The sequence below is a fragment of the Streptomyces sp. WMMC940 genome, from assembly GCF_027460265.1.
In the GTDB taxonomy this organism is placed as follows: domain Bacteria; phylum Actinomycetota; class Actinomycetes; order Streptomycetales; family Streptomycetaceae; genus Streptomyces.
In genome coordinates this window covers 5,341,858-5,368,440 of sequence record NZ_JAPZBC010000001.1, presented here as the reverse complement: position 1 = coordinate 5,368,440, position 26,583 = coordinate 5,341,858, and the positions used below count along the sequence as shown (strand labels likewise).

Genomic DNA, 26,583 nt, shown 5'->3' with positions numbered 1-26,583 from the left:
TCCCTCACGGCCTCACGGCCTCACGGCTTCACAGCCGCTGCAGGATCGTGCCCGTCGCCAGCGCGCCGCCCGCGCACATCGTCACCAGGGCGAACTCCTTGTCCGTCCGCTCCAGTTCATGCAGCGCCGTCGTGATCAGCCGCGCGCCCGTCGCGCCCACGGGGTGCCCCAGCGCGATGGCGCCGCCGTTGACGTTGACCTTCTCCAGGTCCTGGTCGAAGACCTGCGCCCAGCTGAGCACAACGGAGGCGAACGCCTCGTTGATCTCCACCAGGTCGATGTCCCTGAGCGACATGCCGGCCTTCCCCAGCACCGCCCGTGTGGCGTCGATCGGCCCGTCGAGATGGAAGTGCGGGTCCGCCCCGACGAGTGCCTGCGCGACGATCCGGGCGCGCGGCTTCAGCTTCAGGGCCCGCGCCATGCGCTTGGACGCCCACATGATCGCCGCCGCGCCGTCGGAGATCTGCGAGGAGTTCCCGGCGGTGTGGACCGCGGTCGGCATCACGGGCTTCAGCCCGCCCAGCGCCTCCATCGAGGTGTCCCGGAGGCCCTCGTCCCGGTCGACGAGCCGCCACATGCCCTGTCCGGCGTGCTGCTCCTCCTCGGTGGTGGGCACCTGGACGGCGAAGGTCTCGCGCTTGAAGCGCTCCTCCGCCCAGGCCACCGCGGCCCGCTCCTGGGAGATCAGGCCGAGGGAGTCGACGTTCTCGCGGGTGAGTCCGCGACGGCGCGCGATGCGCTCGGCGGCCTCGAACTGGTTGGGCAGGTCGACGTTCCACTCGTCCGGCCAGGGCTTGCCCGGTCCGTGCTTGGAGCCGCTGCCCAGCGGTACGCGCGACATGGCCTCGACGCCGCAGCTGATGCCGACGTCGATCACCCCGGCGGCGACCATGTTGGCGGTCATGTGCGCGGCCTGCTGCGAAGAGCCGCACTGGCAGTCGACGGTCGTCGCGGCGGTCTCGTAGGGCAGCCCCATGGTGAGCCAGGCGTTGCGCGCCGGGTTCATGGACTGCTCGCCGGCATGGGTGACGGTGCCGCCGACGATCTGCTCGACGCAGTCGGCGTGGATGCCGGTGCGGCCGAGCAGTTCACGGTAGGTCTCGCCCAGTAGGTAGGCGGGATGCAGATTGGCGAGCGCGCCACCGCGCCTGCCTATGGGTGTGCGTACGGCTTCGACGATGACGGGTTCCGCGGCCATGAGCTCGTCCTCTCCTCAGCACCGGCGCGGAGTGTCCCGGTACCCCGCGCGCAAGAACCGCAAAAGGAACTAGTACGCGTTCTAGTTCTCTAGCAGTCTTATGAGGGTTACCCCAGGTACGCAAGGCTCCTGCACGCAACAGTTCCCGCCGCGAGTCTTGCCAGTTGTAGAACCCGTTACTACGTTGCGGACAATTCTGATGGGTCGTCAGAACCTTGCAGCCGCCGCACAGCTGTCCAGCCGCGAGACCTGGAGTTGCCGATGCCCTGCCCCCATCTCCCCGAAGGGTTCGACGCCACCGACCCCGATCTCCTGCAGAGCCGCGTCCCCCTCCCCGAGTTCGCCCGGTTGCGCCGAACGGCTCCCGTCTGGTGGTGCCCCCAGCCACGCGGCATCACCGGCTTCGACGACGAGGGCTACTGGGCGGTCACCCGCCACGCGGACGTCAAATACGTGTCCACGCATCCCGAGTTGTACTCCTCCAGCGAGAACACCGCGGTCATCCGCTTCAACGAGCACATCAGCCGCGACCAGATCGAGGCGCAGCGCCTGATCATGCTCAACATGGACCCTCCCGAACACACCCGGGTCCGGCAGATAGTCCAGCGCGGCTTCACCCCGCGCGCCGTACGCGGACTGGAGTCGGCGCTGCGCGACCGCGCCCGGCGGATCGTCGAGGAGGCGAGGGCGGCCGCGAGGGGCAGCGCGGACGGCGGCTTCGACTTCGTCACCCGGATCGCCGTCGAACTCCCGCTGCAGGCCATCGCCGAACTCATCGGCATCCCCCAGGAGGACCGCGCCCGGATCTTCGACTGGTCGAACAAGATGGTGGCGTACGACGACCCGGAGTACGCGATCACGGAGGAGATCGGCGCCGAGGCCGCCATGGAGCTGATCGGCTACTCCATGAACCTGGCGGCCGCACGCAAGGAGTGCCCGGCGCAGGACATCGTCACCCAGCTCGTCGCCGCCGAGGGCGAAGGCAACCTCTCCTCCGACGAGTTCGGCTTCTTCGTGCTGCTGCTGGCGGTGGCGGGCAACGAAACCACCCGCAACGCGATCAGCCACGGTATGCACGCCTTCCTCACCCACCCCGAGCAGTGGGAGCTCTACAAGCGGGAGCGCCCGACGACCGCGGCCGAGGAGATCGTCCGCTGGGCCACGCCCGTGGTCTCCTTCCAGCGGACCGCGACCCAGGACACCGAACTCGGCGGCCAGAAGATCAGCAAGGGCGACCGGGTGGGCCTCTTCTACTCGTCCGCCAACAACGACCCCGAGGTCTTCGAGGACCCGGGGGCCTTCGACATCACCCGCGACCCCAACCCGCACCTCGGCTTCGGCGGGGGCGGCCCGCACTTCTGCCTCGGCAAGTCCCTCGCGGTCCAGGAGATCGACCTCATCTTCAACGCAGTCGCCGACGCCCTGCCGGACCTGCGCCTGGCCGGCGATCCGCGCAGGCTGCGCGCGGCGTGGCTGAACGGGATCAAGGAACTCCGGGTCAGCGTCGGCGGCTGAGGCGCAAGAGCCACCGGCCGGTGCACGCGCCCGCCGACGCAGGGACCGACGCACGGACGCGGAGAAGCACACAGCCGTGACGCGCGCAAGCCGGCGGACACCCACCCGGCGACGCACGCACCCCCGCCGTGGGAGGCGGGGCCATCCCCCCTGCGCCCGCCCCGTCTCCCACCCGGCCCGGACGCGGCTCGGCCCGGACGCGGCTCGGCCCGGACGCGGCTCGGCCGGAGCGCGTCCGGGCTGCGTCCGTGTTCGAGTCGCCCTCCGATTGCGGCGATCTTATGATGGATGATCCCTGTATCGACCATTTCACCGAAGGGGCCGTTTCACCTCGTTCGCCGAGAAATCAGAGGTGGCTGCGGATGATCCGTCTCAGAGTCGTGCCGGCGGTTCTCGCCGCCCTGCTGCTGGTCGCCACGGGCCTGACCGGTGCCCAGGCGCAGACCGTACGTCAGGAGTTCGATCCCGCCGTGACGGAGGCCCTCGACAAGGCCGTTACCGACACCATGGCGAAAGCCGGGATTCCGGGCGTGATCGTCGGCGTCTGGATTCCCGGCCGCGGCACTTACGAGAAGGCTTTCGGCGTGGCCGACAAGTCGTCCGGCACACCGATGAAGACCGGTCTGCACATGCGGATCGGCAGCGTCACCAAGACGTTCACGGTCACGGGCCTGCTGCAACTGGTCGACCAGGGCAGGGTCGGGCTCGACGATCCCGTCGGCAAGTACGTCGAAGGCGTACCGGCGGGCAACCGGATCACCCTGCGCCAGCTCGCCGACATGCGCAGCGGCCTGTTCAACTACACCGAGGACGACAAGTGGGAGAAGTCCTTCGAGGCCGATCCCCAGCAGACCTTCACCCCGCAGCAGTTGCTCGACTACGCGTTCGCGCACCCGGCGAACTTCCCTCCCGGCACCCGGTGGGAGTACAGCAACACCAACACGGTGCTGCTCGGGCTGGTGATCGAGAAGGTCACCGGACAGCAGCTGGAGGACTACCTCCGGCAGCGCGTGTTCGCGCCACTGAGGCTCGAAGGGACCTCGTTCCCGACGGACGACGCGATGCCGGAACCCTTCGCCCACGGCTACACCGCCTACACCAAGTCCGGTGCCGCCACGGCCACCCCGTCCGGCGGCACGGTCGACGCCACCAACTGGAACCCTTCCTGGGCCTGGGCGGCAGGCGCCGTGATCTCCGACCTCGACGACCTGCACACCTGGTTGCCCGCCCTGGCCGACGGACGGCTACTCAACCCCTCCACGCAGAAGGAACGTCTGCGGTTCGGGCCGACGACCATCCCGCAAGTCCAGTACGGACTGGGCATCATGCGGGTGGGGGGCTGGATCGGACACAACGGGGAGCTTCCCGGCTACGAGACACTGGCCCTGCAACTGCCGTCCCAGCGGGCCACACTGGTGATCCTGGTCAATTCCGACACCGACTACCGCGGCCAGGCGCTGAGCACGATGCTCGGGCGCGCCGTCACCGAGGTGGTGACACCGCGCAACGTGTTCGACCTGCCGACCGCGCCGCAGTCCGAGAAGAGCAGCCCGCCCCCGTCACGGACACCGTCACCGACGTCCTAGCGTCCGTCGCCCCTCGCACACGGGCGCACCGGGGAATCTGTTCGAGTGCCGCCGGGACCGTCATGTGCCGTGACGGTCCCGGCGGAGGTACACCCCGGGCGGCCGGTTCGGCGGAGCGCCGATGAGTTCCGGCCGCGGCGGTAGTCCCACCTCCGAACGCACTCTGCGGAAGGGGACCGATGAGCGGCCTGCGCGAGACCCTCATGAGACACGTCGGCGACGGATCGGTGCCGGGCGCCGTGGGACTGGTGGCGCACGGTGACCGGGTGGAGGTCGCGGCCGTCGGGTCGGTCGACGTCGACGGCAGCGCCCCGATGGAAAGGGATTCGATCTTCCGGATCGCTTCGGTCACCAAACCGCTCGTCGCCGCGGCGGTCATGCTGCTGGTCGACGAGGACCGGCTCGCGCTGGACGACGCGGTCGCCCCGTGGCTGCCGGAGCTGGCGGCGCCCATGGTCGTCCGTACGCCGTCCGGTCCCGTCGACGACGTCGTCCCGGCGGCCAGACCCATCACCGTGTTCGACCTGCTCAGCTCCTGCGCCGGATACGGGTTTCCGTCCGACTTCTCGCTGCCCGCGCTCACACCGCTGTTCAGCGAGCTGAAGCAGGGGCCGCCGCAGCCGCGGAGCGTTCCGGCGCCGGACGCCTGGATGGCGGCGCTGGCCCGGATCCCGCTGCTGCACCAGCCCGGCGAGACCTGGCTGTACAACACCTGCTCCGACATCCAGGGCGTACTGGTCTCCCGGGTCACGGGGCGCCCGCTGCCCGAGTTCCTGGCCGAGCGGCTGTTCGAGCCGCTCGGCATGGCCGACACGGGATTCACCGTACCGGCGGGCAAACTGGACCGCTTCACCAGCCACTACCGGCCCGACGAGCCCGGCGGGCTCGTACTCGTCGACGGAACCGACGCACACGGACAGTGGACCAGCGTGCCCGCGTTCCCGTCCGGCGCCGGCGGTCTGGTCTCGACGGTCGACGACTGGTGGGCCTTCGGCCGGATGCTGCTCGCCGAAGGCGTCTTCGGGGGACGCCGGCTGCTGTCCCCCGAGTCCGTACGGCGGATGACCGGCGACCGGCTGACCAAGGCCCAGCGCGAGGCGAGCGATCTGTTCCTGGAGGGCCAGAGCTGGGGCTTCGGCGGGGCGGTCGACATCGAGGCCACCCAGCCGTGGAACGTGCCCGGCCGCTACGGCTGGGTCGGCGGCACCGGCACCACCGCGCACATCGTCCCGGCCACCGGCACCGTGAGCGTCATGTTCAGCCAGGTGGCGATGACCGGGCCGACGCCGCCCGTACTGATGAGGGACTTCTGGCGGTACGCGGCCGCCCACTGAAGGTCACGGTCGAATGGCGCGTCGGCCGCGGTCGGGGGATGCTGGCTGAACGCGACGATCCACCCGGGGAGGCGCCGTATCGGCGTCTTCCCGGGCCCGACCGGGCATGTGGCGCCGGACGTGGTGCGTGCGGGCGTGCGGGCGTGCGGGCGTGCGGGCGTGCGGGCGTGCGGGCGTGCGGTGGTCGCGGTCGCCGTGGGGCAGGGGCCTGCGGCAGGGGACGTCCGTGGAGCCATGGCACCCGGCAGGGAACCTGCCGTGGGCGGTGAAGCCGGTCCGGGATGCGTGTCCCGCCCGGGAGTTCGGACCTGGGATACGTTTCCCGTATGTCTGAACAGCAATGGAACGCCGTGGACGCCTACTTGACCGACCTGCTGGTTCCGGAGGACGACGCCCTGAAGTCCGCCGTGGCCGCGAGCGACGCGGCCGGCCTGCCGCAGATCGCCGTCGCGCCCAGCCAGGGCAAGCTGCTGCACCTGCTTGCCCTCACCCAGGGCGCGACGAGGATCCTCGAGATCGGCACGCTCGGGGGTTACAGCACCATCTGGCTCGGCCGGGCACTGCCCGCCGACGGACAACTCGTCTCGCTCGAGTACAGCGCGAAGCACGCGGACGTGGCCCGCGCCAACCTCGCCCGCGCGGGACTCGACAAGAACGTCGAGGTACGGGTCGGATCCGCACTCGACAGCCTCGCAGCGCTGGAGGCCGAGGGCAGCGCCCCGTTCGACTTCTTCTTCATCGACGCCGACAAGGCCAACAACCCCCACTACGTGGAGTGGGCGGTGAAGCTGTCCCGCCCGGGCAGCGTCATCGTCGTCGACAACGTCGTACGCGGCGGCTCGGTCCTCGACGCTACGAGCGAGGACCCCGCGGTCGTGGGCACCCGCCGGATGTTCGAGGTCGTCTCGGAGCACCCGCGGCTCACGGCGACCGCCGTCCAGACGGTGGGCGCACGCGGGTACGACGGCCTCCTGCTGGCCCGCGTCACCGGCTGAGCCCGGGCGGGGCGGCGAGCGCCCGGTGCGCCGTCCGCCGCCCCGCCGGGTCGGGACGCCGAGTGGCCCGTGCCCGCCCTATCCTGCACCTCATGAGTGTCGTGAAGATCAATGTGCTGACCGTCCCCGCCGAACAACGCGAGGCCCTGGAGCAGCGGTTCTCCGCTCGTGCGGGGGCCGTGGAGTCCTCGGACGGCTTCGAGTGGTTCGAGCTGCTCCGCCCGCTGGAGGGCACCGACGACTACCTCGTCTACACCCGCTGGCGCAGCGAGGAGGACTTCCAGAACTGGATGTCCGGCCCCATGCAGGCCGCCCACCGCGGCGAGGGCGGCGGGGGCGAACGCCCGAAGCCGGCCGCGACGGGCTCGACCCTGTGGTCCTTCGAGGTGGTCCAGCAGGCCGCGCCGAAGCAGGGTTGAACACCCGGAGTGGGGCGGGGAGAGGAGTGGTGACGGTCCGTCCGAGCAGCGCCGGTGACGACGCGTCCGTCCTCTTCGCCTCCGAGCGGAGCTTCAGGGTCTGGCGGTACGGCGTCGGCCATTCACGGCTGCTGCTCCGTGCGGCGCCGGACTCCGCGCACCCGCTGCGTCTGGACCTCCTGTTCGAGGGCGTGGACGCCGTACAACTGGTGACCCGTTACGACGGCCTGGAACTCCACGCGTTCGACGACGCGGAGAGCGGACGCGTCTTCGAGCTGTCCGGTGTGCCTTCCCGGTGGAGGTCGCGGCGGCTCGTCATCGGGCTCCGGTCCGGGAGCGGTGCGGGCTACGTGCAGTGCCAGAAGGTCTCCGCCCTTCTCGGCGGCACAGGAGTCATCGGGTCCGACGATCCGTCGGAGTCCTTCGACGTCGTCTGGAGCCTGCGCTGACCCCTTCCTGAGTCGGTTCCGCGACGAGGAGCCCCGTCGGAGCGTCGTTCCGGCGGGGCTCCGGTGCCGTCGGCCACACGGCGTCAGCGTCCCGGACCGGTCGCCCCCGGCGGGAGCGGCGGCGGGGGCGGGAACGTGCCGAGGTGGTCCGGCTCGGGCACCGGGTCGCCCGCCGGGGCGGTCGACTGCCAGGCGGCGAAGAGGGGGAGCCGGCCGGAGGCGTCGAGGACGACGACGCCGAAGGGGCGGTCGTAGGCGAGCCGGAGGGTCCGGTCGGGACGAGGCGCGCCGCCCGCGCGGGTGAGGACCGCCGTCGCGGCCGCCGCCTCCACGCCGAGTTCCGCGATCTTGAGGACGGCCTCCTGGACGACCATCGAGATCGCCAGTCGTTCGGGCGACAGTCCGGAGAAGTCGGCGAGCGACGAGGTCGCCTGCCGGACGCCCAGCGCGGGCAGTTGGGGTGTGACGTCCGTCGTCGTCCGCAGGGCGAGGCGGGGCACGGCGAGGGCGACGGCCTCCGCCTCGACGGGTGCGCACGCCTCGCGCGGCGCCCAGGCCGCGGGCAGCACGTCGGCGGGGCCGGCGTCCGGCGCGCCGAGGACGAGCCGGACCACCGCGCCCGCCGCGCCCTCGCAGCGCAGCTGGGCGACCTGGGCCGGGCCCGTGGTCCACGCGTCGCCGGGGGCCAGCCGCCGGTGCATCGTCGGCACCTGGTGGAGCGTCCCCGATGCGTCCGTGAACGGCGCGGGCCGGGTCGCATGGCCGGGGAAGGGCGTCTGCCAACGGGCTTTCAGCGCGAGGACGTTGACCAGGGCCAGGAGAGTGTCCGGGAGGACGGGGGCCGGCAGCCTCTCGATCTGCCCGCCGGTCGCCTGCTTCACCCAGTCGTCGATGTCGTCCCGGCCGTCGCCGAGATGGGCGAATCCGATGCCGGGCAGCGCCCCACGGTAGGCCCGGTGGACCGGGACCCTGCTCCACACGCGGGTCGCCACGGCCAACGCCTCCGTGTCGGCGAGTTCCCGGGCCGCGGAGGTGACGGCCGCGGCCGCGTCGTCCCCGGCCGTGCCGAGCAGCGCCCGCAGCTCCTCGGCGGTGCCGCCGCGCGCGCCCGCCGCCACGGCACCGAGTGCGAGCCACAGCCCGGCGGGCGAGCAGACGAAGTCGCCTCGCCCGTCGAACTGCCGCAACCACCGCTCCCCGACGGCCCGGACGGCTCCTGCCCGTCCGGGGTACGGACCCGGCCGGAGCGGTGGCCCGGGTATCGCACCTGCTCGTTCCGTACTCGCCGTGTCGTCCACCGCAACCGCCCCCCGTCACCCGCTTCTTCCGCTTCCGGGTGCAGTGTGCCAGGAGGCGGCCGCTTCCGGAGGAGATCTGCCGGCAGGCCGATCGGGCTGTGCCGGACGAGCCTGCGCGGGCGGCCGGCACGTCGGACGGGGACCGGGTGCCCGGCACGGCCGGCCGGGCACCGGGAGGGCGGAGACGTCCGGACGGACGTCGGGGCGCCGCGCGCCCGCCGGGTGCGTCAGATGAGGCCTTGGGCGAGCATGGCGTCCGCGACCTGTTCGAAGCCTGCGATGTTCGCCCCCGCCACGTAGTCGCCGGGCCTGCCGTAGCGAGCCGCCGTCTCGTACGCCGTGTCGTGGATGGCGCACATGACCTGGGCCAGTTCCTCCTCCACACGGGGCGCGGACCAGCTGTCCCGGGCCGCGTTCTGCCGCATCTCGAGCGCACTGGTGGCCACGCCGCCCGCGTTCGCCGCCTTTCCGGGGCCGAAGGCGACGCCGGCGTCGCGGAGGAGACGCACCGCCGCGGGAGTGGTGGGCATGTTCGCCCCCTCGGACACGGCCTTGACGCCGTTGCGCACGAGGGCCGCCGCGTCGTCGGCGGTCAGTTCGTTCTGCGTCGCGGACGGGAGGGCCACATCGGTGGGCACCTCCCAGACACTGCCGCCGGGCACGTACCGCGCGGACGCGCCTCGGCGGTTCGCGTAGTCACTCACCCGGCCGCGCTCGGCCTCCTTGATCTGCTTGAGGAGGGGGAGGTCGATGCCCTTGTCGTCGACGACGTACCCGGCCGAATCGGAGACGGTGAGCACATGCGCCCCCAGCTCCTGTGCCTTCTCCACGGTGTGGAGGGCCACGTTTCCGGAACCGGAGACGCTGACCTGCTGGCCGGCGAGCTGCTCCCCGCGCACCTTGAGCATCTCGGCGGTGAAGAGCACATTGCCGTAGCCGGTGGCCTCGGGGCGGACGTGGGAACCGCCCCAGGCGGTGCCCTTGCCGGTCAGCACGCCCGCCTCCCAGCGGTTGGTGATGCGCCGGTACTGGCCGAAGAGATAGCCGATCTCCCGGCCGCCGACGCCGATGTCGCCGGCGGGCACGTCGGTGTGCTCACCGAGGTGCCGGTGCAGCTCGGTCATGAACGACTGGCAGAAGCGCATCACTTCGGCGTCGGAGCGGCCGCGCGGGTCGAAGTCGCTGCCGCCCTTGCCGGCGCCGATGCCCAGGCCGGTCAGCGCGTTCTTGAAGATCTGCTCGAAGGCGAGGAACTTCACGATCCCCAGGTTGACGGACGGGTGGAAGCGCAGGCCTCCCTTGTAGGGGCCGAGGGCGCTGTTGAACTCCACCCGGAAGCCCCGGTTGACCTGGATCCCGCCGCGGTCGTCCTGCCAGGGCACCCGGAAGATGATCTGCCGCTCCGGCTCCGCCATGCGCTCGACCATCCTGGCCTCACGGAGTTCGGGCCTTCTGTCGAGGACGGGGCCCAGTGTCTCCAGCACTTCGTGGACGGCCTGGTGGAACTCGGGTTCGCCGGGGTTGCGGCGCCGGATGTCCGCTTCGAGGTCGTCGAGGGAGGTGGTGGTGCTGGAGGAGATGGAGGGCATCGATCGGGTTCCTTCCCGTCGGCGGGACTGGTGCTGTGCGGTGCCGTGAGGGTGTGCCCCGCGCGGGCCGGGTCGCGGGTCCTTCCGCACTCCCCGGCCGTGCGGCGCAGACGGTCAACGGCGCGGAGGGGACCGGGGACACGTACCGGCTGATTCCGGGCGCGGACGAGGGACGCGCACCGGCCCGCCCCGCGCGGCGACCGGGGACGCGTACCGGCGGGCCCCGCGCGGCGACCGGCGACGCGTAGCAACCCGCCCCGGGCGCGGACCGATGTCGTGTCTGCCGGTCGGAGGACGTGTGTCGGCCATCAGAGCTTCTTTCGAGGGGCCACCGGCTTCAGTCGGTGGGGGAATCGATTCCGTCACCCAAGCGAAGTTCGAGTGCGTCCGGTGCGGGTTCGTGGAGAACGCCGACATCGTCGGCGCGCTGTACGTCGAGCACGGGACCGGGCCGGCCCTCTGCGCGGAGGCCTGGCCACCGACGCAGGAAGCGCGCGACTTCAATCGTGGGTGGAGTCACAGGTACAGATACGGAAGCGGGGCCCGATATCGTCGATCATGGTGCCGCTCGGTTTCGCGCCCGCCGCCGGGCACGTGCGCCGGATCGCGCTTCTGGGCCCGGCCGGACACACCTGCCTCGCGACGGCCGCGGGCCGGCGACAAGCCGGGCGACAGCAGGCCCGGCGCCGGACGGCGGCACCGCCGCCAGCACCGGAAGACGACACCGGAAGACGGCAACGGAAGACGGCAACGAACGGCGGGCGCCGGGTGGTTCGGGACGCGCGGTCCGGGGCCGGGCGGCACCGGTCGCGGGGAACCGTAAACCGCTCGCGATGCGGCCGGCCGGCCAGGTACAGACATCGGTATGACGCGATGGACCGTGCTTCCCGAGCACTTCGACAGCCCTGACGCCACGGCGCTGCGGCGCGACTACTACGCCGATGTGGCAGGCAGCTACTGGGGGCGGCCCGCCACGAACGCGGAGGTCGACGAGGGCCTCGCGGACGACGGCGTGGCCCGGCTCGGCGCCCCCACCGGCGGGTTCGTCGTCGGGCGCCACGACGGCGAGCCGGCGGCCTGTGGCGGGGTGCTGCTGCTGGACTCCGAACGGGCCGAGCTCACCAGGGTGTTCGTCCGCCCCGCGTTCCGCGGCACGGGAGGCGGCGCGGCCCTGCTGACGGCTCTGGAGGAGGCGGCCCGGCGGCTCGGGGCGCGGCGGATGGTGCTCAACACCCGGCTGGACCTGGTCGGGGCCCGCACCCTGTACGCACGACACGGCTACCGGGAGATCCCCGCGTACTGCGAGGGGCCGTACATGGAGATCTGGTACGGCAAGGAGCTGACCCTCGGGGAACCTGTGCCCCGGGAAGGGGATGCGTCGGCCTGATCCGGTCCGCCTGCGGGGCACAGGGAGCGCGGGGCAGCGACACGGAACAGGCGGCGCGGGGCAGACGAGACAGGCGGCACGGAGCGTTCCCGCCGCCCGTCCTGGGGCCGTGCCGCCCTCCCGGGGCCGGGGGCAGCACGGGCCCCGTTCCTCCCGGGCCCCCCGGGCCCTCGGAGGGCCCTCCCGGGGCCGTCCAGGGGCCGCTCAGTGCGTGGGGAAGTTCCAGGCCTGGTGGTCCCGGTGCGGTTCGCCGCTGGAGGGGCGCTCGCCGTCGGAGCCGCACAGCTCCGCGGTCAGTTCCTTCACCAGCTGGACGAGGTCGGTGGGCCGGTCCGGTCCCCACCAGTCGCCCAGCAGCTCCGCCAGCGACTCCTCCCGCGCCTCGGACAGCTTCGCCGTGGCGTCCACGCCCTTGTCGGTGAGCATCAGCGACAGACCCTCCCGGCGGGCCAGCCCACGCTCCTCGACCTCCCGTGACGCGTCGGTGACGGCCCTGACCGGCACGTTGGTGGCCTCGGCGAGCCGGGCGGGTTCCACCAGCCCGTGGCGTTTGACGCGCAGCAGCAGCCAGCTCGCCGCCGGACTGAGATCCAGCCCGGACCTGTCTGTGATCTTGACGTAGACCGCCTTGCGGCCCTCGCGCGAACCGAGGAGGGACAGCGCGCGGGCGCATTCGTCGTACGACGAGCGCTGGACTGGATTGGGGGCGATGGTCTCGCTGACCTCGGGAGCGGTGACGGAGCCGCGCAGCTTGTCCTCCCGCAGGAAGAGGGCGAGGACGCAGCCGACGGCGACGACCGGCGCCGCGTACAGGAAGACGTCCGTGATGGACGTCGAGAACGCCTGGAGGACCGACGGGCGCAGTCCGGGCGGCAGCAGGGCGATGGCGGACGAATCGGCGGCGATCCGTTCGGGGCTGGTCCCCGGCGGCAGCGGGCGGCCGGCGAGCGCCTCGGCGAGGAGCTCGCGCAGCCGGCCGGTGAAGACCGTGCCGAAGAGCGCGACGCCGAACGAGGCGCCGATGGAACGGAAGAAGGTGGCGCCGGACGTGGCGACGCCGAGGTCCTCGTACCCGACCGCGTTCTGCACCGCCAGCACCAGCACCTGCATGACCAGGCCGAGGCCGGAACCGAAGACGAAGAAGTAGCCGCTGACCTCCCAGGTCGGGGTGCCCGGCTCCAGCTGGTGGAGCAGGAGGAGGCCGACGGCGGTCACGGCGGTGCCTGCTACCGGGAAGACCTTCCACCGGCCCGTCCGGCTGACGATCTGACCGGACACGGTGGAGGTGATCAGCAGTCCGACCACCATCGGCAGCATGTGGACGCCGGACATGGTGGGAGTGATGCCCTGGACGATCTGCAGGAACGTCGGCAGGTACGTCAGCGCGCCGAACATCGCGAACCCGACGATGAAGCTGACGGCGGAGACGAGGGTGAACGTCCGGTTCCGGAACAGCTTCAGCGGCAGCACGGGCTCGGCGGCGCGGCGCTCCGCGCGGACGAAGGCGACGAGGAGCAGGACCCCGAGCACGGCCAGGGCGACGATCTGCGGCGAGTCCCAGGCCCAGGTGGTGCCGCCGAGCGAGGCGACCAGGACCAGGCAGGTGGCGACGGCCGCGATCAGGACCGTGCCCAGGTAGTCGATGGTGTGGTGAGTCCGGCGGACCGGGATGCGCAGGACGGTGGCGATGACGAAGAGCGCGACCACGCCGATGGGCAGATTGATGTAGAACACCCAGCGCCAGCTGAGGTGCTGGGTGAACAGGCCGCCGAGCAGCGGCCCGAGCACACTGGTCGCCCCGAAGACGGCGCCGAACAGCCCCTGGTAGCGCCCGCGTTCGCGAGGGGAGACGATGTCGCCGACGATCGCCATCGACAGCACGATGAGGCCGCCGCCGCCGAGGCCCTGGACGGCGCGGTAGGCGATGAGCTGCGGCATGTCCTGCGCGATGCCGCACAGCGCCGAGCCGATCAGGAAGATGACGATGGCCGTCTGGAAGAGCTTCTTGCGGCCGTACTGGTCACCGAGTTTGCCCCAGAGCGGGGTCGCCGCCGTCGAAGCGAGGATGTAGGCGGTGACCACCCAGGACAGGTGCTCCAGGCCGCCGAGGTCGCTGACGATCGTCGGCAGCGCGGTGGCCACGATGGTCTGGTCGAGCGCGGCGAGCAGCAGGCCCAGCAGCAGTGCGCCGATCGCCACGAGAACGGTCCGGCGGTTCGCACCCTCGCCGGGCCGGGGTATCGGTCCGGGGCCGGCGGCCGGCGTGTTCGCTTCCTGCGCCATGGAGTCGACCTCCGGTCCGCAGCGCGCTCGTCTGCTCCTCCCATCCTGGGTGTTTCGCCCGGCTACGGCCTGCCGAGCGGAGGCTCACCGTCCGGGCACTGGACAGGGGCTGCATAATCGCTGGCAGCGCAAGGGGAGGGAACCCACGATGACGGGACACGTCTGTCCTGAATGCGGCAGGCAGGACGACGCGGACGGCAGATCCGGCGGAGTCCGGGGCTGCGACTGCGGGCGGGCCGCGACGACGGAGGGATTCGATCCGCTGCGGGTCCGGCCCTACGTGGCGCTTCCGGATCCGGCCAACGCCCCGGCCGCGACCGTGGCCGGGCCGCCGCCCGAGCTGACGCAGTTGCTCGCACCCGCGGTCCACGGCGCCGCCGGGCAGGACGGGGCGCCCGACGCGCCGCACGGGGCGGCCGGACACGGGGGCGCGTACGACCACCGGTACGAACACGGCCGTGCCTACGACATGACCGGGGCGGAGCCGGACCTCGCGGCCGGAGGGCGGCGGCGCGGACGCGGCCGTGGCGGGCGGCGTGTGGCCGTGGCCGTCGCCGCCGTGGTGGCGGTGCTGGGGACCGCGGCCTACGCGAGCGGACTGCTCACGAAGGACGACGGTGGGAACGACGCCCTGCCCGACAGCGAGACGACGGCCCCGTTCGTATCGGCGGCGCCCGACGCACCCGACGCCTCGGTGTCCGCCTCGGAGTCGGCGCCCCGGAGCGCTTCGCCCTCGGCGTCCGGGTCATCCGCGGCGTCGACCCCGGCCTCCGCCTCTCCACGTCCCGGCGCGTCTTCCCCGGCCCCGCTCGCCGCGGGCCCGACGTCCCCGTCGGCGACCCCGACGGGCGGGACCGCGCCCGCGCCCTCCTCCCCCGCCCCGGGAGTCACGCTGCAGCGCGGCGACGAGGGCCCCGAGGTGGTCGAGTTGCAGGAACGGCTGGAGCAGGTCGGCCTGTACGGCGGACGGTCCCACGGGCGTTACGACGGCCGCGTCGAGGACGCCGTGGCGGAGTACCAGGACGACAACGGCATCCGGGACGACCCCGAGGGCGTCTACGGCCCGGCGACCCGCCGCGCCCTGGAGGCGGAGACGCGCTACCCGTACGACCACGACGGCGGCGGCAATGGCGGCTGGGACGGCGACGGCCGCGGCTGAACGCCGCGGTCGCGGGGGACCCGTCGGTGTGCGCGGCGCGGCTGCGGGAACGGGTGGTGCGCGCGCCGCGGTCGCGGGAACACCCGCCCTCGCGGAAACCCGTAGGTGCGCACGCGACACATCCGCGAGGACCCGCCGGCGCACGCGACACATCCGCGAGGACCCGCCGGCGTCCGCGACACATCCGCGGCGTAACGCCCGCCGGCGGGCGTTGCGCCGACAGGTGTTCGGCGTGGCGGGCGCGCCGGACACCCCGCGGACGCGTGGCGCCGGGAGCCTGCCGCCCGATCAGTCCGAGCGCGCCGGCGCGAACGTCAGCGCGCCCGAGGCGTCGGCCCGGACGTGGACGTCGGTGAGGTCGAGCGCGTGGGCGTCCGGGGCGAAGGCCGCGGCACGGGGGCCGATGCCGAGGACCCGCATTCCCGCCGCACGCGCGGCCGTGATGCCGGCCTCGGAGTCCTCGAGGACCACACAGTCCTCCGGTGCGAAGCCGAGTTCCGCCGCGCCCTTGAGGAAGCCCTCGGGGTCGGGCTTGCTCGCCCCGACGCACTCGGCGGTGACCCGCGTCTCCGGCATGCGCAGCCCGGCCGCCTTCATCCGGGCCGTGGCGAGCGCCTCGTCGGCCGATGTGACCAGCGCGTGCGGCAGGGCGGCGACGGCGTCCATGAATGCGGGCGCTCCGCCGATCGGCACGACGCCGTCCAGGTCGGCCGTCTCCTGCGCGAGCAACTGCCGGTTCTCGGCCAGGTTCTCCTCCATCGGCCGCTCCGGGAGCAGCGCGGCCATGGTCGCGTATCCCTGGCGTCCGTGGACGACCGTGAGCGTCTCGTCCGGGTCGAGGCCGTGACCGATCGCCCAGGAGCGCCAGACGCGCTCCACGGCGGCGTCCGAGTTGACGAGCGTGCCGTCCATGTCGAGCAGCAGCGCCCTGAAGGCGCCGATGGCCTCGGGGCGAGATGCCGGGGCCGTGGTCTCTGCGGGCGTCTCTGAGCGGGACAACGGGGCCGTCCTAGGAGTCCGGTGCGGATGGCGGGCTCCGTCGACGGGAGGCCGCGGGCCCGGGTGCAGAGCGGCCTCCACCCGCCGGTCAGGGAATGCGGGCGGAGGCCACTTTGTTCCTTAACGATACAAACCAAAACGCCTCAGCGCCAATCCGGGTCCCGGAACGCCCCCGCGGGGACGGCCGGGGATGCCGGAGAGCCGGAAGGGCCTGCGGGTGGAAGGCGCAGCACGAGGACGGCGGGCGACGAGCGGGCACCCGCCGGCACACCCCGAACCACGACCGGGCGTGCACACCGCCACGCGCGCCCCCGCACCCGGAACCACGGCCGCGAGGGCTCCGGCCGCCGACCGTACGGGCACTCCGCCGGCGAACGCACACCGCAAACTCCACGGAAGCCCCCGGAAGCCCGCGCCGAACGCGCGCCGCCCGGTCCGGCTCAGCCCGCGCGATCGTCTCGTACAGGCTCAGCCCGCGATCGCCTCGTACAGGCTCAGGCCGGCGAGCACCAGCATCAGCCCGGCCGCGATCTTCGTGATCAGCTTCAGCGGCACGTACCTGAGGAGCGTCCGGCCGCCCACGATGCCCAGTCCGGCCACCGCCCACAGGGCCAGTACCGCGCCGAGGCCGACGGAGAGCGGACTGTCGTAGCGGGCCGCGAGGTTCGCGGTCATGATCTGGGTCAGATCGCCGAACTCCGCGACCAGGATCAGCATGAACCCCGCGCCGGAGACCCTCCAGAAGGACTGGTCGGACGGAGCCTTGACGCTCTCGTCGCCGTCATCGGACCTCTTCAGCAGCAGCATCACCGCGCCCGCGAGGAAGAGCACGCCGACGACCGCCTGCACCAACCGCTGCGGCAGCAGGTTCAGCACGCTTCCCGCCGCGATCGCCAGCGCGACGTGCACGGCGAAGGCGGCGGCGACTCCGGCGAAGACGTACGAGGCGCGGTATCGGGTGCCGAGCATCAGCCCGGCCAGGGCCGTCTTGTCGGGGAGCTCGGCGAGGAAGACGACGCCGAAGGTGATCGCCATGATCGTGATACTGAGCACGGGAAAGGGTTCCTCGATCGGTCGGGCCCTGCCGCACCGAGAGACCTGAGCAAGAGTGTTCCAGGGGTCGCTTCGGCGCGGCAGCGGCCATGAATGGTCATGGTCACTACTGGCCGAAGGTCTCGCCGGCGGACCGCTGCGCGACCGCCCCCGGGCGCCGGCCGGGCGAGCCCGGCAGCATGTCGACGTTCCGGCGAAGAGCTACTCCCCTTCTGCTCCGTACAGGGTACGGGATGCCGGCGGGCGGCCGTCAGCGGCCTCGATCCCGCCCCGGCGGACCCGCCTTCAGGTACCACGGCCCCACCCCGGCAGACCCACCATCAGACACCCCGGTCCCTGCCCGGCGCCGAAACGATCGGGGGCTCCCGGTGCAGCCGCCCCCGCGACACCAGTTCCAGCACCAGCGCGACCGCGACCGCCTGCACGGCCATCAGCGCGACCAGCACGAACAGCTGGACCGCGCCCGCCTGGAGCGGTGACGCCCCGCCCAGCAGCATCCCGACGAACGCGCCAGGGAGTGTGACCAGCCCCACCGTCCTGGTCTGGTCGAGCCCAGGCAGCAGCGCGTCGGCGGCCGCGTCCCGGGCCACCTCCAGACGGGCGTCGCGCTCGGGGAGTCCGATCGCCAACCCGGCCTCGACCTCACCGCGCCGGGTGGTGAGCTCGTCGAGCGCGCGCCGCCCGGCGAGGACCGTCGCGGTCAGCGCGCCGCCGATGAGGATGCCGGTCACCGGGATGAGGGCGATGCCCTTCACGGGGACGAGACCGGTGAGCAGCAGTGCGGCGACGACCGGCACGACGCCCGCGCCGATCGGCAGCGCGGTGAGCCACCAGGTGCCGTTCGGGGTGACGCGGCGGCCCGCGGTGCGTACGGCCACGGCGTACATCACCAGCAGGAAGGCGAGCAGCAGCGGGACGGAGCGGACCGCCCAGCCGATGACGAGCGAGACGGCGCCCAGTTGCACCGCGGCACGCAGGCCCGCCACCGCCATCTCGCGGGCGCGGCCCGGGCCGAGGTGGGCGGCGGCGGCGACACAGGCGGCAGCGGCCAGGAGCACGGCGAGGACGATCCCGAACGTCATGTTGACCGGCAACAGCACGCATCAACCCTAAGCCGGGCGAAGTGAATTACCGGGGCGTCAGACCCCTTGAAGTGACGTGTTCATGTCGCCACTCTGTTACCCGGCGCCCATCCCCAGGCAATCCGGCGCCGCAACGATGGCGCGGGCCCTGCCGCACAGGGCCCGCTCCGGTCAACGCCCCCCACCCTCACGGGAGTCCGCATGTCAGGTGTCTACGCGCGTCGAGTGATCCGTACCGCCGTCCTCGCCGCATCCGTCGCCCTCGCGTCCACCACCGCGCTGCTCACCGCGCCCGCCGCCCAGGCCGCCCCGCCCACGCCGGTCAGCGCCTCCACCGCCCGTACGTACCTGGGCTGGCTCACGGTCAAGGCGGAAGGTTCCTCCACCGGATACAGCCGCGACAAGTTCCCGCACTGGATCACCCAGTCGGGCGCCTGCAATACGCGCGAGGTCGTCCTCGAGCGCGACGGTTCCGGCGTCGTCCAGGACTCCGGCTGCGCAGCCGTCAGCGGCAGCTGGTACTCCCCCTACGACGGCGCCACCTGGTACGCCGCCTCCGACGTCGACATCGACCACGTCGTACCGCTCGCGGAGGCCTGGCGCTCCGGGGCCGCTTCGTGGTCCACCTCCTCCCGCCAGGCGTTCGCCAACGACCTGACCCGCCCGCAGCTGATAGCCGTCACCGACAACGTGAACCAGGCCAAGGGCGACAAGGACCCCGCCGAGTGGCTGCCGCCGAGCAGCTCCTACCGCTGCATGTACGCCCGCATGTGGGTGCACACGAAGTACTACTGGAACCTCTCCGTCGACTCCGCCGAGAAGTCCGCCCTGCAGTCCGTCCTCAACGGCTGCTGACCCACCGCCCGCGGCCGGCCGACGGGGACCGGTTCCCCGCCGGCCGGCCGCGGGGGCGTCCCGCCCGAGGGGCCGTGGGCACCACGGGCCGGGGCAACGCACCCGGACGCGCCGGACCGCCCGGACACGCTCCGAACCGGGTCCTGCGGCATGGAACCGCGCTACCCTCCCCCGTCGTTCCGTACCGTACGGGGGCGACGGAGGAGGGCACATGGCAGCGGGGCTGCGCCTGGGACCACTACTGCGGTACGTGGACTGGGAGACCGGTGAGCACGCGACCGTCTGGATCGAGGCGGACCGGCCGTGCACGGCCGAGGTGCGCTGCCTCGGCGCACCCCCCGGTGAGGGCACCGGGCCCAATGGCGGGGACGCGCGCGGAGGCGGCCCCGGCGATGAGGGTCCCCGCGGCGACGGCCCGCCGGAGGGCACCCGGCCGGGATCGTCCAAGTGCGCGGGCGGCTCCGCCCGCACGTTCCAGATCGAGGGCCACCACTACGCGCTGGTCCCGGTCTCCGGCCTCGCCCCCGCCTCGTCGACCGCGTACGAGGTGCTCCTCGACGGCCGCCGGGTCTGGCCGCCGGCCGACTCGCCGTACCCGCCGAGCGTGATCCGCACGCCCGCGATCCCGGCCGAGGGCGTACGGGTGTCGTTCGGCTCCTGCCGCTGGGCCGCGCCGCCCGCCCGCAAGCACGATCCGATCGGACCGGACGCGCTGGACACCCTCGCCGCCCGGATCGCGGCCGAGCCGGAGGGCGAGCGCCCCGACGTGCTCGTGCTGCTGGGCGACCAGGTGTACGCGGACGCCACCTCCCGCGAGACCCAGCGGTGGCTCGCGTCCCGCCGCGACCTGAGCGAGCCCCCCGGCACGGAGGTCGCGGACTACGAGGAGTACACCCGGCTGTACGAGGAGTCCTGGCTGGACCCCCAGGTCCGCTGGCTGCTCTCCACCGTCCCCAGCTGCATGATCTTCGACGACCACGACGTCATCGACGACTGGAACACCAGCGCCTCCTGGCTGGCGGAGATGCGGGCGACGCCGTGGTGGCGGGAGCGCATCCTCAGCGGTCTGATGTCGTACTGGGTCCACCAGCACCTGGGCAACCTCTCCCCGGCCGAACTCGCCCACGACCCGCTCTACGCGGCCGTGCGGGCCACCCCGGACGGCACCGACGCCCTGCGGTCGTTCGCGGCCCGGGCCGACACCGACCCGGCCTCGGTCCGCTGGAGCTACCGGCGCGACTTCGGCAGGACGCGGCTGCTGATGATCGACACCCGTGCCGGCCGCGTCCTCGACGAGCGGCGCCGGGCGATGCTCGACGACGAGGAGGCGGGCTGGCTGCGCGAGCAGGTGCTGGAGGCGCCGGGCTCGTACGACCATCTGCTCCTCGGGACCTCGCTGCCCTGGCTGCTGCCCCCCGCCATCCACGACGTCGAGAGCTGGAACGCGGCGCTGTGCCGCGGGGAGCGGGGCGAGCGGTGGGCGCGCGTCGGGGAGAATCTGCGCAGACGGGCGGACCTGGAGCACTGGGCCGCGTTCCCGTCCTCGTTCGAGGAGCTGACCGCGCTGATCGGGGAGGTGGGCAGCGGACCGCTGGCACCGTCGACGGTGTGCGTGCTCTCCGGGGACGTCCACCACGCCTATGTCGCGGAGCCCCACTGGCCGGAGCCGGAACCGGCCGCCCGGGTGCTCCAGCTGACCTGCTCCCCCGTCCACAACGCGATCCACGCCTCGGTGCGGGTCGGATTCCGCTTCGGGTGGAGCCGGGCGGGGCGGCGCCTGGGGCACGCCATGGCCCGGCACGGCAGGGTCGGACGGCCGGTCGTCCACTGGGACAAGACCGGCGGCCCCTGGTTCGGCAACCAGCTGATGACCCTGACCCTGAACGGGCGTTCGGCCGAGCTCCGGCTGGACCAGGTCCGTGCGGATCGTGCGGGTACGCGACTCCTGACCGTGGACGAGCGGAACCTGACGAATGGCCCGTGACACTTCACACGGCGGGCGACGATCCTCACCCCCGCCCCCCGGACTCCTCACACGACAACGGCATGATGAGGCGGACGATCCGCTTCCCCCGCCGCCACACACCGCCACATCGCCCCGGGAGTCAGTGTTTTGTCCGTGTTCCCACCAGCTCCCCCCGTCATGGCCCTCGTCGGCGCAGGCCCTCGCGGCACCTCGGTCCTCGAAAGGCTCTGCGCCTCGGTCCCCGAGCTGGCACCGGACGTCCCGCTGACCGTGCATGTGATAGACCCCGCCCCGGCGGGCCCCGGGCAGGTGTGGCGCACGGACCAGCCCGCCGGCCTGCTGATGAACACGGTCGCCTCGCAGGTGACGCTGTTCACCGACGAGAGCGTGGCCTGCGAGGGGCCGGTCCGGCCGGGCCCGAGCCTGTACGCCTGGGCGGCGGCCGGCGGCGACCCGGCGCTCGGGCCCGACGACTACCCGACGCGCGCCTGCTACGGCCGCTATCTGGCCTGGGCGTTCCGCACCGTCGTCGCCGACGCCCCGGACACGGTCCGGGTGGAGACGCACCGGGCGCGTGCGGTGCGCCTCGACGACGCCGAGGACGGCTCACAACGACTCGTCCTGGACGACGGGACCACACTGTCCGGTCTGAGCGCGGTGGTGCTGGCGCAGGGTCATCTCCCGGTGGCGCCGGGGGCGGTGCCGACCCGGCTCGGCGCGTACGCGCGGCGGCACGGGCTGCGCCACTTCGCCCCCGCCAACCCGGCCGATCTGGACCTCAGCGGGATCGCGCCCGGCGAAGCAGTACTGCTGCGCGGCCTCGGACTCAACTTCTTCGACCACATGGCGCTGCTGACGACGGGCCGCGGCGGCTCGTACGCACGGGAGAGGACCGCGGACGGCGGGGAACGGCTGGCGTACCGGCCCTCCGGCCAGGAGCCGAGGCTGTACGCGGGCTCACGGCGCGGCATCCCCCACCACGCCCGCGGGGACAACGCGAAGGGCGCGTCCGGCCGGCACCACCCGCTGGTGCTCACCCCGGATGTGATCACGCGCTTCCGCAGGCGCGTCGACGCGGGCGATCCGCCGGACTTCCTGGGCGAGATATGGCCGAGGATCGCCAAGGAGGTCGAGACGGTCTACTACGAGACGCTGCTCGGACCGTCCGCCGCCCCGGACACCGGCTTCCGGGCCGCGTTCCTCGCCACCGCGCACGGCAGCGCGGAGGAGGCGGCGGTCCTCGACGCCCACGGCTGCCCGCAATCCGCACGCTGGTCCTGGGAGCGGATCTCCCGGCCGTACGCGGGAGAGACCTTCGACGATCCGGACTCCTTCCGCGACTGGCTGCTCGGCCATCTGCGGCGGGACGCGGGCCACGCCGCGCTCGGCAACGTGGACGGGCCGGTCAAGGCGGCCCTCGACGTGCTGCGGGACGTCCGCAACGAGGTGCGGCAGATCGTGGACCACCGCGGGCTGTCCGGGAGATCGCGGCGGGACCACCTGGACCGCTGGTACACCCCGTTGAACGCCTTCCTCTCGATCGGCCCGCCGCGCCGGCGGATCGAGGAGATGGCGGCGCTGATCGCGGCCGGGGTGCTGGTGGTGGTCGGCCCGAGGACGACCGTGCGGGCGGAGGGCGGGGTCTTCGTGGCCGAGTCGCCCGACGTGCCGGGTTCCGCGGTGACCGCGACGGCACTGATCGAGGCGCGGCTGCCGGAACCCGATCTGCGCCGCAGCCGGGACGAGTTGCTGTCCCGGATGCTGCGGACCGGCCAGTGCAGGCCGCATACGATCGACGGCTACGAAACGGGCGGCCTGGACGTGACCGGGCGCCCCTATCACCTGATTGATCGTCAGGGCAGGCCGCACCCGGGGCGGTTCGCCATCGGGGTCCCCACCGAGGGAGTGCACTGGGTGACGGCCGCGGGGGCGCGGCCCGGCGTGGACTCGGTCACACTCTCCGACGCGGACGCGGTGGCACGGGCCGCACTGCGCGTGAGCGCGCGGCGTGAACTTCTCATGAAGGGCGATCGCCGACAGAATATTGAACTTGCAAGTATTGATTAGGTCCGCCTAACTTACGTCCCATCGGTTCATGTCCCCAGACCGAAGGAGACCCCCCACATGGCCACTCGTCAGCTGACCTCACGGCTGGATCAGGCCCGTCCGTACGCGCTCGGCGTGTTCCGCGTCGTCGTCGGCCTGCTGTTCACCTGCCACGGAGCGCGCTCGCTCTTCGGCGTGCTGGGCGCGGAGAAGGCGGGCGGCACGGTGGCGGCGGGCACCTGGCCGGGCTGGTACGCAGCCGTGATCGAACTCGTCTGCGGCGTCCTGGTGCTGGTCGGCCTGGGCACCCGCGCCGCGGCGTTCGTCGCGTCGGGCGCGATGGCGTACGCGTACTTCACGGTGCACCAGCCCGAGGGCCTGTTCCCGATCCAGAACAGCGGCGAGGGCGCGGCCCTCTACAGCTGGGCGTTCCTGCTGCTGGTCTTCACCGGGCCCGGGGCCCTGGCGCTGGACGGCCTGTTCTCGTCGCGTGGCGCGAACGAGGGGGCCGGGCAGGAGGGTTCGGCGCCGGTCGCGGCCTGAGGCGAACGCGTCGGCGGCGGGGGCGGGGCCTGAGTGCGCGGCCCCGACCCCGCCGCACGACCGCGCGAAGCGGGGATCGGGCCCAGGACCCGGGATCGGGCACAGGATCGGGCACGGGAGTTGAGGATCGGGCTCGGAGGACGGTCGGTGGCCGGGATCGAACCCGGGTCCAGAACTCGGGGGCCCAGAGCGGAACCGAGGGTTCAGGATCGGGCCCGGGCACCGGGACCGGGTTCGGGCGTCGAAGGCCTCACGGTGTGCCGTATCCGCCGAACGGGACGGTGAAGCACGCCACTCGGGTGCCCGCCCCGCCCTGCTCGGCGTGCAGGACGACCGACTGCGCCCCGCCCCGCCGCAGCCCCCAGTCGTGCCGCGTCTCGGCGTTGCCCTCCCCGGCGGCGTCGGTGACGAAGTCCAGCCACAGTTCGTTCGCGGGATGGGCGCCCGGTGCGGCCTTGTGCTGGTAATGCGGCCCGGCCCCGGCCGGGTCCGCGTCGCACGGCGCGGTGTGCACATGGGCGCCGAAGGCGTGCCCCGCCTTCAGCCCGCCCACACGCGCCCGCACCACGGTCCCCGAACGCTCGGTCGACTGCTCCACCACGATCCTGGCCCCCGCCGGTACGAGCGTCCGGTCATAGGTGAGAGCCGTCGACGGAACGAACGAACCGGGCGGAGCGAACCGCCCGTACGCCCGCAGCGCCACCCCTTCGCCCGCGACGGGCTCGCCGACCGCACCGGACAGGCGGGCCACGTCGTACGGTCCGGCTACGCCCGACCCGGGACCGTCGGCCGGGACGGCGCCGCCGGACAGGACCGCTGCCCCGGCTCCGGCGGCCGGGCCGGACCGATCGCCCCCGCCGGGCCCGTCACCGGCACCGCAGGCCGCGCCCACGGCCCCCACCGCCAGCGTCACCAGGGCCGCCGCCCCCGCCAGTGCGCCTGCCGCTGCCGCCATGTGCCACTCCTCGTGTCCGGGTGTTCGCCTCGCACGTACGCGCCGTACCGGCGTACGCACCAGGCCCTCGTACCGCGGGCAGGACCGACGGTGTGCCCAGCCGCGCCCGGACCCGGGCGACGGCGCGGCGGACTGCACTCGTACGGCCGTGTCCGACTTCACCCGCCCCCTGGCGATCTCTCCGATCTGCACAGGCGTACGCTCTGTGGCTGTCATGCCGCTCCTGCCGCCCCCCTGCGACGTCGCGGCGTTGTCGTCCTGTGGGGAGTCGTGGTGTTCGAGGCGGTGGAGCTGCTGACCGGCAGCCCATGGATCTACGCGGTCGTGGCTCTCTCCGTACTCCTCGACGTGTTCCTGCCCGTACTGCCGAGCGGTGTGCTGGTGATCACCGCCGCGACCGCCGCGGCGGCCGGATCGACGGCCGCCGCGGGTCAGAGCGCCGTGGCCGGGTCGACGACGGTCGCGTCGGCCGCCGGCAAGGTGTCCGGCGAGGTGCCCTCGCTCCTGGCGCTGCTGCTGTGCGCGGCGACCGCGTCCGTGCTCGGCGACCTGGTCGCCTACCGGCTGGCCCGGCGCGGCGGGGAGCGGCTGGACCGGGCGATCGCCCGCTCCCGGCGGCTGGTCACGGCGCAGGAACGTCTCGGCACGGCGCTGAGCCGGGGCGGCGGACTGCTCGTCGTCATCGCCCGGTTCGCACCGGCGGGCCGCTCCGTCGTCTCGCTGGGCGCGGGCGCGGCGCACCGCAGGGTGCGGGAGTTCCTGCCCTGGTCGGCCCTGGCCGGCGTGACATGGGCGGGCTACAGCGTCGGCCTCGGCTGGTTCGGCGGACAGTGGCTGGGCGCGACCTGGGTGGGCCTGACGGTGTCCGTCCTCGCCCTCTTCGCCGCGGGCTTCGTCGCGGCCTACGTCATGCGGCGTCCGGCGCCGGAGCCCGCGTAGCCTTCCCGGCCCCGCCTCCGCCGCCGCGCACCTCCAGCCCGTCGAGGAGCCTGCGCGTCGCCTCCGTCACCTCGTCCACGGCGCGCTCGAACACCTCCCGGTTGTGCGCGGCGGGCGCCCGGAACCCGGACACCTTCCGTACGAACTGCAGGGCCGCGGCCCTGATGTCCTCCTCGGTGGCTTCTTCGGGGAGGACCGGCGGTCGAAGCGTCTTGATGCTGCGGCACATGAGTCCAGTGTGGGCCACACCGCCGACAGACGCCCTCTCCCCTGCGGGCCGTCCCGTCACCCCGCTCTTGGGGCCGTCCGGTCAGCGCGCCGGCGCCGTTCCGTGCCGATGACTCCGCCGCGTGTCGGGCTGTGTCCGTAGGACGTACGTACGCAGACGCCGGCGACCGCCCACGGGCCCGCCTCGGGCCACGGGACGGGCGTGGTCCCGCACCGGTCCCAGGACTTCGGGGGACCTGCCTCGTGGGTGGCTCATGGAGCGCGAGAACGGCGGGCGCGGGCGGCGCGGGAACGGACGGCCGACGCGGACGAGGCGCGGTGGGTCAGGCGGCGCGGGTCAGGCGGAGGGGAGCGCCCGTGCGCGGGGCCGGGGGAGCGGTGCCGGCCTCCTCGTCGGCTTCGGCGTCCTCGGCCCGCTCGGCGTCCACGGCCGCGGCCCACTCCACGAGCAGGTGCTGGTACTTCGCCTCGTCCGCGGCGGACAGCCGGCTCCCGGACTTCGCCCACAACGCACGAATCTCCGCATTCACCATGGCAGCGGACCGCACGGAACCAAGCTCGCGAAGGGTTGGGGACATGGGCACAAGGTTACGCGGCGGGACCGACAACCGTGGCCCGTCGAACCGCCGCGGTGACGTACGCCACGGGCCCGCGCAGCGTGGTCGTGGCTGGTGGGGGCGCCCGGCACCCGTGCGCGACGTGTCC

The 26,583-nt window shown here is 73.0% G+C and carries 23 protein-coding genes; 13 read left to right on the top strand and 10 right to left on the bottom strand.

Annotated features, from left to right (window positions below; genetic code table 11):
- Nucleotides 1-28: 28 nt before the first annotated feature.
- Nucleotides 29-1,198, bottom strand: coding sequence for a steroid 3-ketoacyl-CoA thiolase (locus O7595_RS23615; protein ID WP_269730610.1), 1,170 nt, complete (start codon nucleotides 1,196-1,198; stop codon nucleotides 29-31).
- A 261-nt stretch (nucleotides 1,199-1,459) separates the two neighbouring features.
- On the opposite strand from O7595_RS23615, the gene O7595_RS23610 reads away from it, so the two are divergent.
- The 6 genes from O7595_RS23610 (at nucleotide 1,460) to O7595_RS23585 (ending at nucleotide 7,496) form a co-directional block, all read left to right on the top strand.
- On the top strand, nucleotides 1,460-2,713 hold the full coding sequence (locus O7595_RS23610; protein WP_269730609.1) for a cytochrome P450: 1,254 nt from the start codon (nucleotides 1,460-1,462) through the stop codon (nucleotides 2,711-2,713).
- Nucleotides 2,714-3,075: 362 nt separating this feature from the next.
- Entirely contained in the window at nucleotides 3,076-4,299 is a 1,224-nt protein-coding gene (locus O7595_RS23605; protein WP_269730608.1) for a serine hydrolase domain-containing protein, read from the top strand.
- 179 nt (nucleotides 4,300-4,478) lie between these two features.
- The gene (locus O7595_RS23600) at nucleotides 4,479-5,633 is read left to right on the top strand and encodes a serine hydrolase domain-containing protein (protein WP_269730607.1); all 1,155 of its coding nucleotides are present in this window, start codon (nucleotides 4,479-4,481) and stop codon (nucleotides 5,631-5,633) included.
- Between the two features lie 326 nt (nucleotides 5,634-5,959).
- Nucleotides 5,960-6,628 carry an O-methyltransferase gene (locus tag O7595_RS23595; RefSeq protein ID WP_269730606.1) on the top strand — a complete coding sequence of 223 codons (669 nt, stop codon included), beginning with the start codon at nucleotides 5,960-5,962 and terminating at the stop codon, nucleotides 6,626-6,628.
- Nucleotides 6,629-6,720: 92 nt separating this feature from the next.
- The gene (locus O7595_RS23590) at nucleotides 6,721-7,047 is read left to right on the top strand and encodes an antibiotic biosynthesis monooxygenase family protein (protein WP_138055552.1); all 327 of its coding nucleotides are present in this window, start codon (nucleotides 6,721-6,723) and stop codon (nucleotides 7,045-7,047) included.
- A gap of 29 nt (nucleotides 7,048-7,076) precedes the next feature.
- On the top strand, nucleotides 7,077-7,496 hold the full coding sequence (locus tag O7595_RS23585) for a hypothetical protein (protein WP_269730605.1): 420 nt from the start codon (nucleotides 7,077-7,079) through the stop codon (nucleotides 7,494-7,496).
- A gap of 83 nt (nucleotides 7,497-7,579) precedes the next feature.
- Here the strand turns inward: O7595_RS23585 and O7595_RS23580 are convergent, their stop codons facing one another.
- Nucleotides 7,580-8,683, bottom strand: a complete 1,104-nt coding sequence (locus O7595_RS23580) for a serpin family protein (protein WP_269730604.1) — start codon at nucleotides 8,681-8,683, stop codon at nucleotides 7,580-7,582.
- A gap of 338 nt (nucleotides 8,684-9,021) precedes the next feature.
- Complete coding sequence (gene gdhA / locus O7595_RS23575) at nucleotides 9,022-10,383, bottom strand: NADP-specific glutamate dehydrogenase (protein WP_269730603.1); 1,362 nt, start codon at nucleotides 10,381-10,383, stop codon at nucleotides 9,022-9,024.
- A gap of 865 nt (nucleotides 10,384-11,248) precedes the next feature.
- Between gdhA and O7595_RS23570 the strand changes: the two genes are divergently transcribed.
- Nucleotides 11,249-11,770, top strand: a complete 522-nt coding sequence (locus O7595_RS23570) for a GNAT family N-acetyltransferase (protein ID WP_269730602.1) — start codon at nucleotides 11,249-11,251, stop codon at nucleotides 11,768-11,770.
- Between the two features lie 204 nt (nucleotides 11,771-11,974).
- Here the strand turns inward: O7595_RS23570 and O7595_RS23565 are convergent, their stop codons facing one another.
- Nucleotides 11,975-14,053: an MDR family MFS transporter gene (locus tag O7595_RS23565; protein WP_269730601.1), complete on the bottom strand. Its 2,079-nt coding sequence runs from the start codon at nucleotides 14,051-14,053 to the stop codon at nucleotides 11,975-11,977.
- A gap of 148 nt (nucleotides 14,054-14,201) precedes the next feature.
- Between O7595_RS23565 and O7595_RS23560 the strand changes: the two genes are divergently transcribed.
- Complete coding sequence (locus tag O7595_RS23560; protein WP_269730600.1) at nucleotides 14,202-15,212, top strand: peptidoglycan-binding domain-containing protein; 1,011 nt, start codon at nucleotides 14,202-14,204, stop codon at nucleotides 15,210-15,212.
- Between the two features lie 288 nt (nucleotides 15,213-15,500).
- Here the strand turns inward: O7595_RS23560 and O7595_RS23555 are convergent, their stop codons facing one another.
- From O7595_RS23555 to O7595_RS23545, 3 genes are all read right to left on the bottom strand, one after another.
- A complete protein-coding gene (locus tag O7595_RS23555; protein ID WP_269732603.1) occupies nucleotides 15,501-16,124 on the bottom strand; it encodes an HAD-IA family hydrolase in 624 nt (207 codons plus the stop codon).
- 555 nt (nucleotides 16,125-16,679) lie between these two features.
- Nucleotides 16,680-17,264: a TMEM165/GDT1 family protein gene (locus O7595_RS23550; RefSeq protein WP_269730599.1), complete on the bottom strand. Its 585-nt coding sequence runs from the start codon at nucleotides 17,262-17,264 to the stop codon at nucleotides 16,680-16,682.
- Between the two features lie 320 nt (nucleotides 17,265-17,584).
- Complete coding sequence (locus tag O7595_RS23545) at nucleotides 17,585-18,364, bottom strand: ABC transporter permease (RefSeq protein WP_269730598.1); 780 nt, start codon at nucleotides 18,362-18,364, stop codon at nucleotides 17,585-17,587.
- A gap of 183 nt (nucleotides 18,365-18,547) precedes the next feature.
- On the opposite strand from O7595_RS23545, the gene O7595_RS23540 reads away from it, so the two are divergent.
- The 4 genes from O7595_RS23540 to O7595_RS23525 all read left to right on the top strand — a co-directional run bounded on the left by O7595_RS23540 (nucleotide 18,548) and on the right by O7595_RS23525 (nucleotide 23,756).
- The gene (locus O7595_RS23540; protein WP_269730597.1) at nucleotides 18,548-19,201 is read left to right on the top strand and encodes an HNH endonuclease family protein; all 654 of its coding nucleotides are present in this window, start codon (nucleotides 18,548-18,550) and stop codon (nucleotides 19,199-19,201) included.
- Between the two features lie 211 nt (nucleotides 19,202-19,412).
- A complete protein-coding gene (locus O7595_RS23535; protein ID WP_269730596.1) occupies nucleotides 19,413-21,185 on the top strand; it encodes an alkaline phosphatase D family protein in 1,773 nt (590 codons plus the stop codon).
- Between the two features lie 159 nt (nucleotides 21,186-21,344).
- A complete protein-coding gene (locus O7595_RS23530) occupies nucleotides 21,345-23,234 on the top strand; it encodes an FAD/NAD(P)-binding protein (RefSeq protein ID WP_269732602.1) in 1,890 nt (629 codons plus the stop codon).
- A 57-nt stretch (nucleotides 23,235-23,291) separates the two neighbouring features.
- Nucleotides 23,292-23,756 carry a DoxX family protein gene (locus O7595_RS23525; protein WP_269730595.1) on the top strand — a complete coding sequence of 155 codons (465 nt, stop codon included), beginning with the start codon at nucleotides 23,292-23,294 and terminating at the stop codon, nucleotides 23,754-23,756.
- 250 nt (nucleotides 23,757-24,006) lie between these two features.
- Here the strand turns inward: O7595_RS23525 and O7595_RS23520 are convergent, their stop codons facing one another.
- Nucleotides 24,007-24,711: a superoxide dismutase family protein gene (locus O7595_RS23520; RefSeq protein WP_269730594.1), complete on the bottom strand. Its 705-nt coding sequence runs from the start codon at nucleotides 24,709-24,711 to the stop codon at nucleotides 24,007-24,009.
- 273 nt (nucleotides 24,712-24,984) lie between these two features.
- Here O7595_RS23520 and O7595_RS23515 point away from each other — a divergent pair, with 273 nt between their 5' ends.
- Entirely contained in the window at nucleotides 24,985-25,650 is a 666-nt protein-coding gene (locus tag O7595_RS23515; RefSeq protein ID WP_269732601.1) for a DedA family protein, read from the top strand.
- On the opposite strand, the gene O7595_RS23510 is transcribed toward O7595_RS23515, so the two are convergent.
- Both O7595_RS23510 and O7595_RS23505 read right to left on the bottom strand, forming a co-directional pair.
- A complete protein-coding gene (locus tag O7595_RS23510) occupies nucleotides 25,619-25,879 on the bottom strand; it encodes a DUF2277 domain-containing protein (protein WP_269730593.1) in 261 nt (86 codons plus the stop codon). The genes O7595_RS23515 and O7595_RS23510 overlap by 32 nt on opposite strands.
- A gap of 322 nt (nucleotides 25,880-26,201) precedes the next feature.
- Nucleotides 26,202-26,456, bottom strand: coding sequence for a hypothetical protein (locus O7595_RS23505; RefSeq protein WP_269732722.1), 255 nt, complete (start codon nucleotides 26,454-26,456; stop codon nucleotides 26,202-26,204).
- Between the last annotated feature and the right edge of the window lie 127 nt (nucleotides 26,457-26,583).

What these genes read in the sequence shown, in the direction of transcription:
- O7595_RS23510 (WP_269730593.1), bottom strand. Translation starts at nt 25,879, where the DNA reads ATGTGCCGCAGCATCAAGACGCTTCGACCGCCGGTCCTCCCCGAAGAA.
- O7595_RS23565 (WP_269730601.1), bottom strand. Translation starts at nt 14,053, where the DNA reads ATGGCGCAGGAAGCGAACACGCCGGCCGCCGGCCCCGGACCGATACCC.
- O7595_RS23520 (WP_269730594.1), bottom strand. Translation starts at nt 24,711, where the DNA reads ATGGCGGCAGCGGCAGGCGCACTGGCGGGGGCGGCGGCCCTGGTGACG.
- O7595_RS23555 (WP_269732603.1), bottom strand. Translation starts at nt 16,124, where the DNA reads ATGGACGGCACGCTCGTCAACTCGGACGCCGCCGTGGAGCGCGTCTGG.
- O7595_RS23505 (WP_269732722.1), bottom strand. Translation starts at nt 26,456, where the DNA reads ATGTCCCCAACCCTTCGCGAGCTTGGTTCCGTGCGGTCCGCTGCCATG.
- O7595_RS23570 (WP_269730602.1), top strand. Translation starts at nt 11,249, where the DNA reads ATGACGCGATGGACCGTGCTTCCCGAGCACTTCGACAGCCCTGACGCC.
- O7595_RS23535 (WP_269730596.1), top strand. Translation starts at nt 19,413, where the DNA reads ATGGCAGCGGGGCTGCGCCTGGGACCACTACTGCGGTACGTGGACTGG.
- O7595_RS23590 (WP_138055552.1), top strand. Translation starts at nt 6,721, where the DNA reads ATGAGTGTCGTGAAGATCAATGTGCTGACCGTCCCCGCCGAACAACGC.
- O7595_RS23560 (WP_269730600.1), top strand. Translation starts at nt 14,202, where the DNA reads ATGACGGGACACGTCTGTCCTGAATGCGGCAGGCAGGACGACGCGGAC.
- O7595_RS23600 (WP_269730607.1), top strand. Translation starts at nt 4,479, where the DNA reads ATGAGCGGCCTGCGCGAGACCCTCATGAGACACGTCGGCGACGGATCG.
- O7595_RS23615 (WP_269730610.1), bottom strand. Translation starts at nt 1,198, where the DNA reads ATGGCCGCGGAACCCGTCATCGTCGAAGCCGTACGCACACCCATAGGC.
- O7595_RS23605 (WP_269730608.1), top strand. Translation starts at nt 3,076, where the DNA reads ATGATCCGTCTCAGAGTCGTGCCGGCGGTTCTCGCCGCCCTGCTGCTG.
- O7595_RS23530 (WP_269732602.1), top strand. Translation starts at nt 21,345, where the DNA reads ATGGCCCTCGTCGGCGCAGGCCCTCGCGGCACCTCGGTCCTCGAAAGG.
- O7595_RS23540 (WP_269730597.1), top strand. Translation starts at nt 18,548, where the DNA reads ATGTCAGGTGTCTACGCGCGTCGAGTGATCCGTACCGCCGTCCTCGCC.
- O7595_RS23525 (WP_269730595.1), top strand. Translation starts at nt 23,292, where the DNA reads ATGGCCACTCGTCAGCTGACCTCACGGCTGGATCAGGCCCGTCCGTAC.
- O7595_RS23610 (WP_269730609.1), top strand. Translation starts at nt 1,460, where the DNA reads ATGCCCTGCCCCCATCTCCCCGAAGGGTTCGACGCCACCGACCCCGAT.
- O7595_RS23595 (WP_269730606.1), top strand. Translation starts at nt 5,960, where the DNA reads ATGTCTGAACAGCAATGGAACGCCGTGGACGCCTACTTGACCGACCTG.
- gdhA (WP_269730603.1), bottom strand. Translation starts at nt 10,383, where the DNA reads ATGCCCTCCATCTCCTCCAGCACCACCACCTCCCTCGACGACCTCGAA.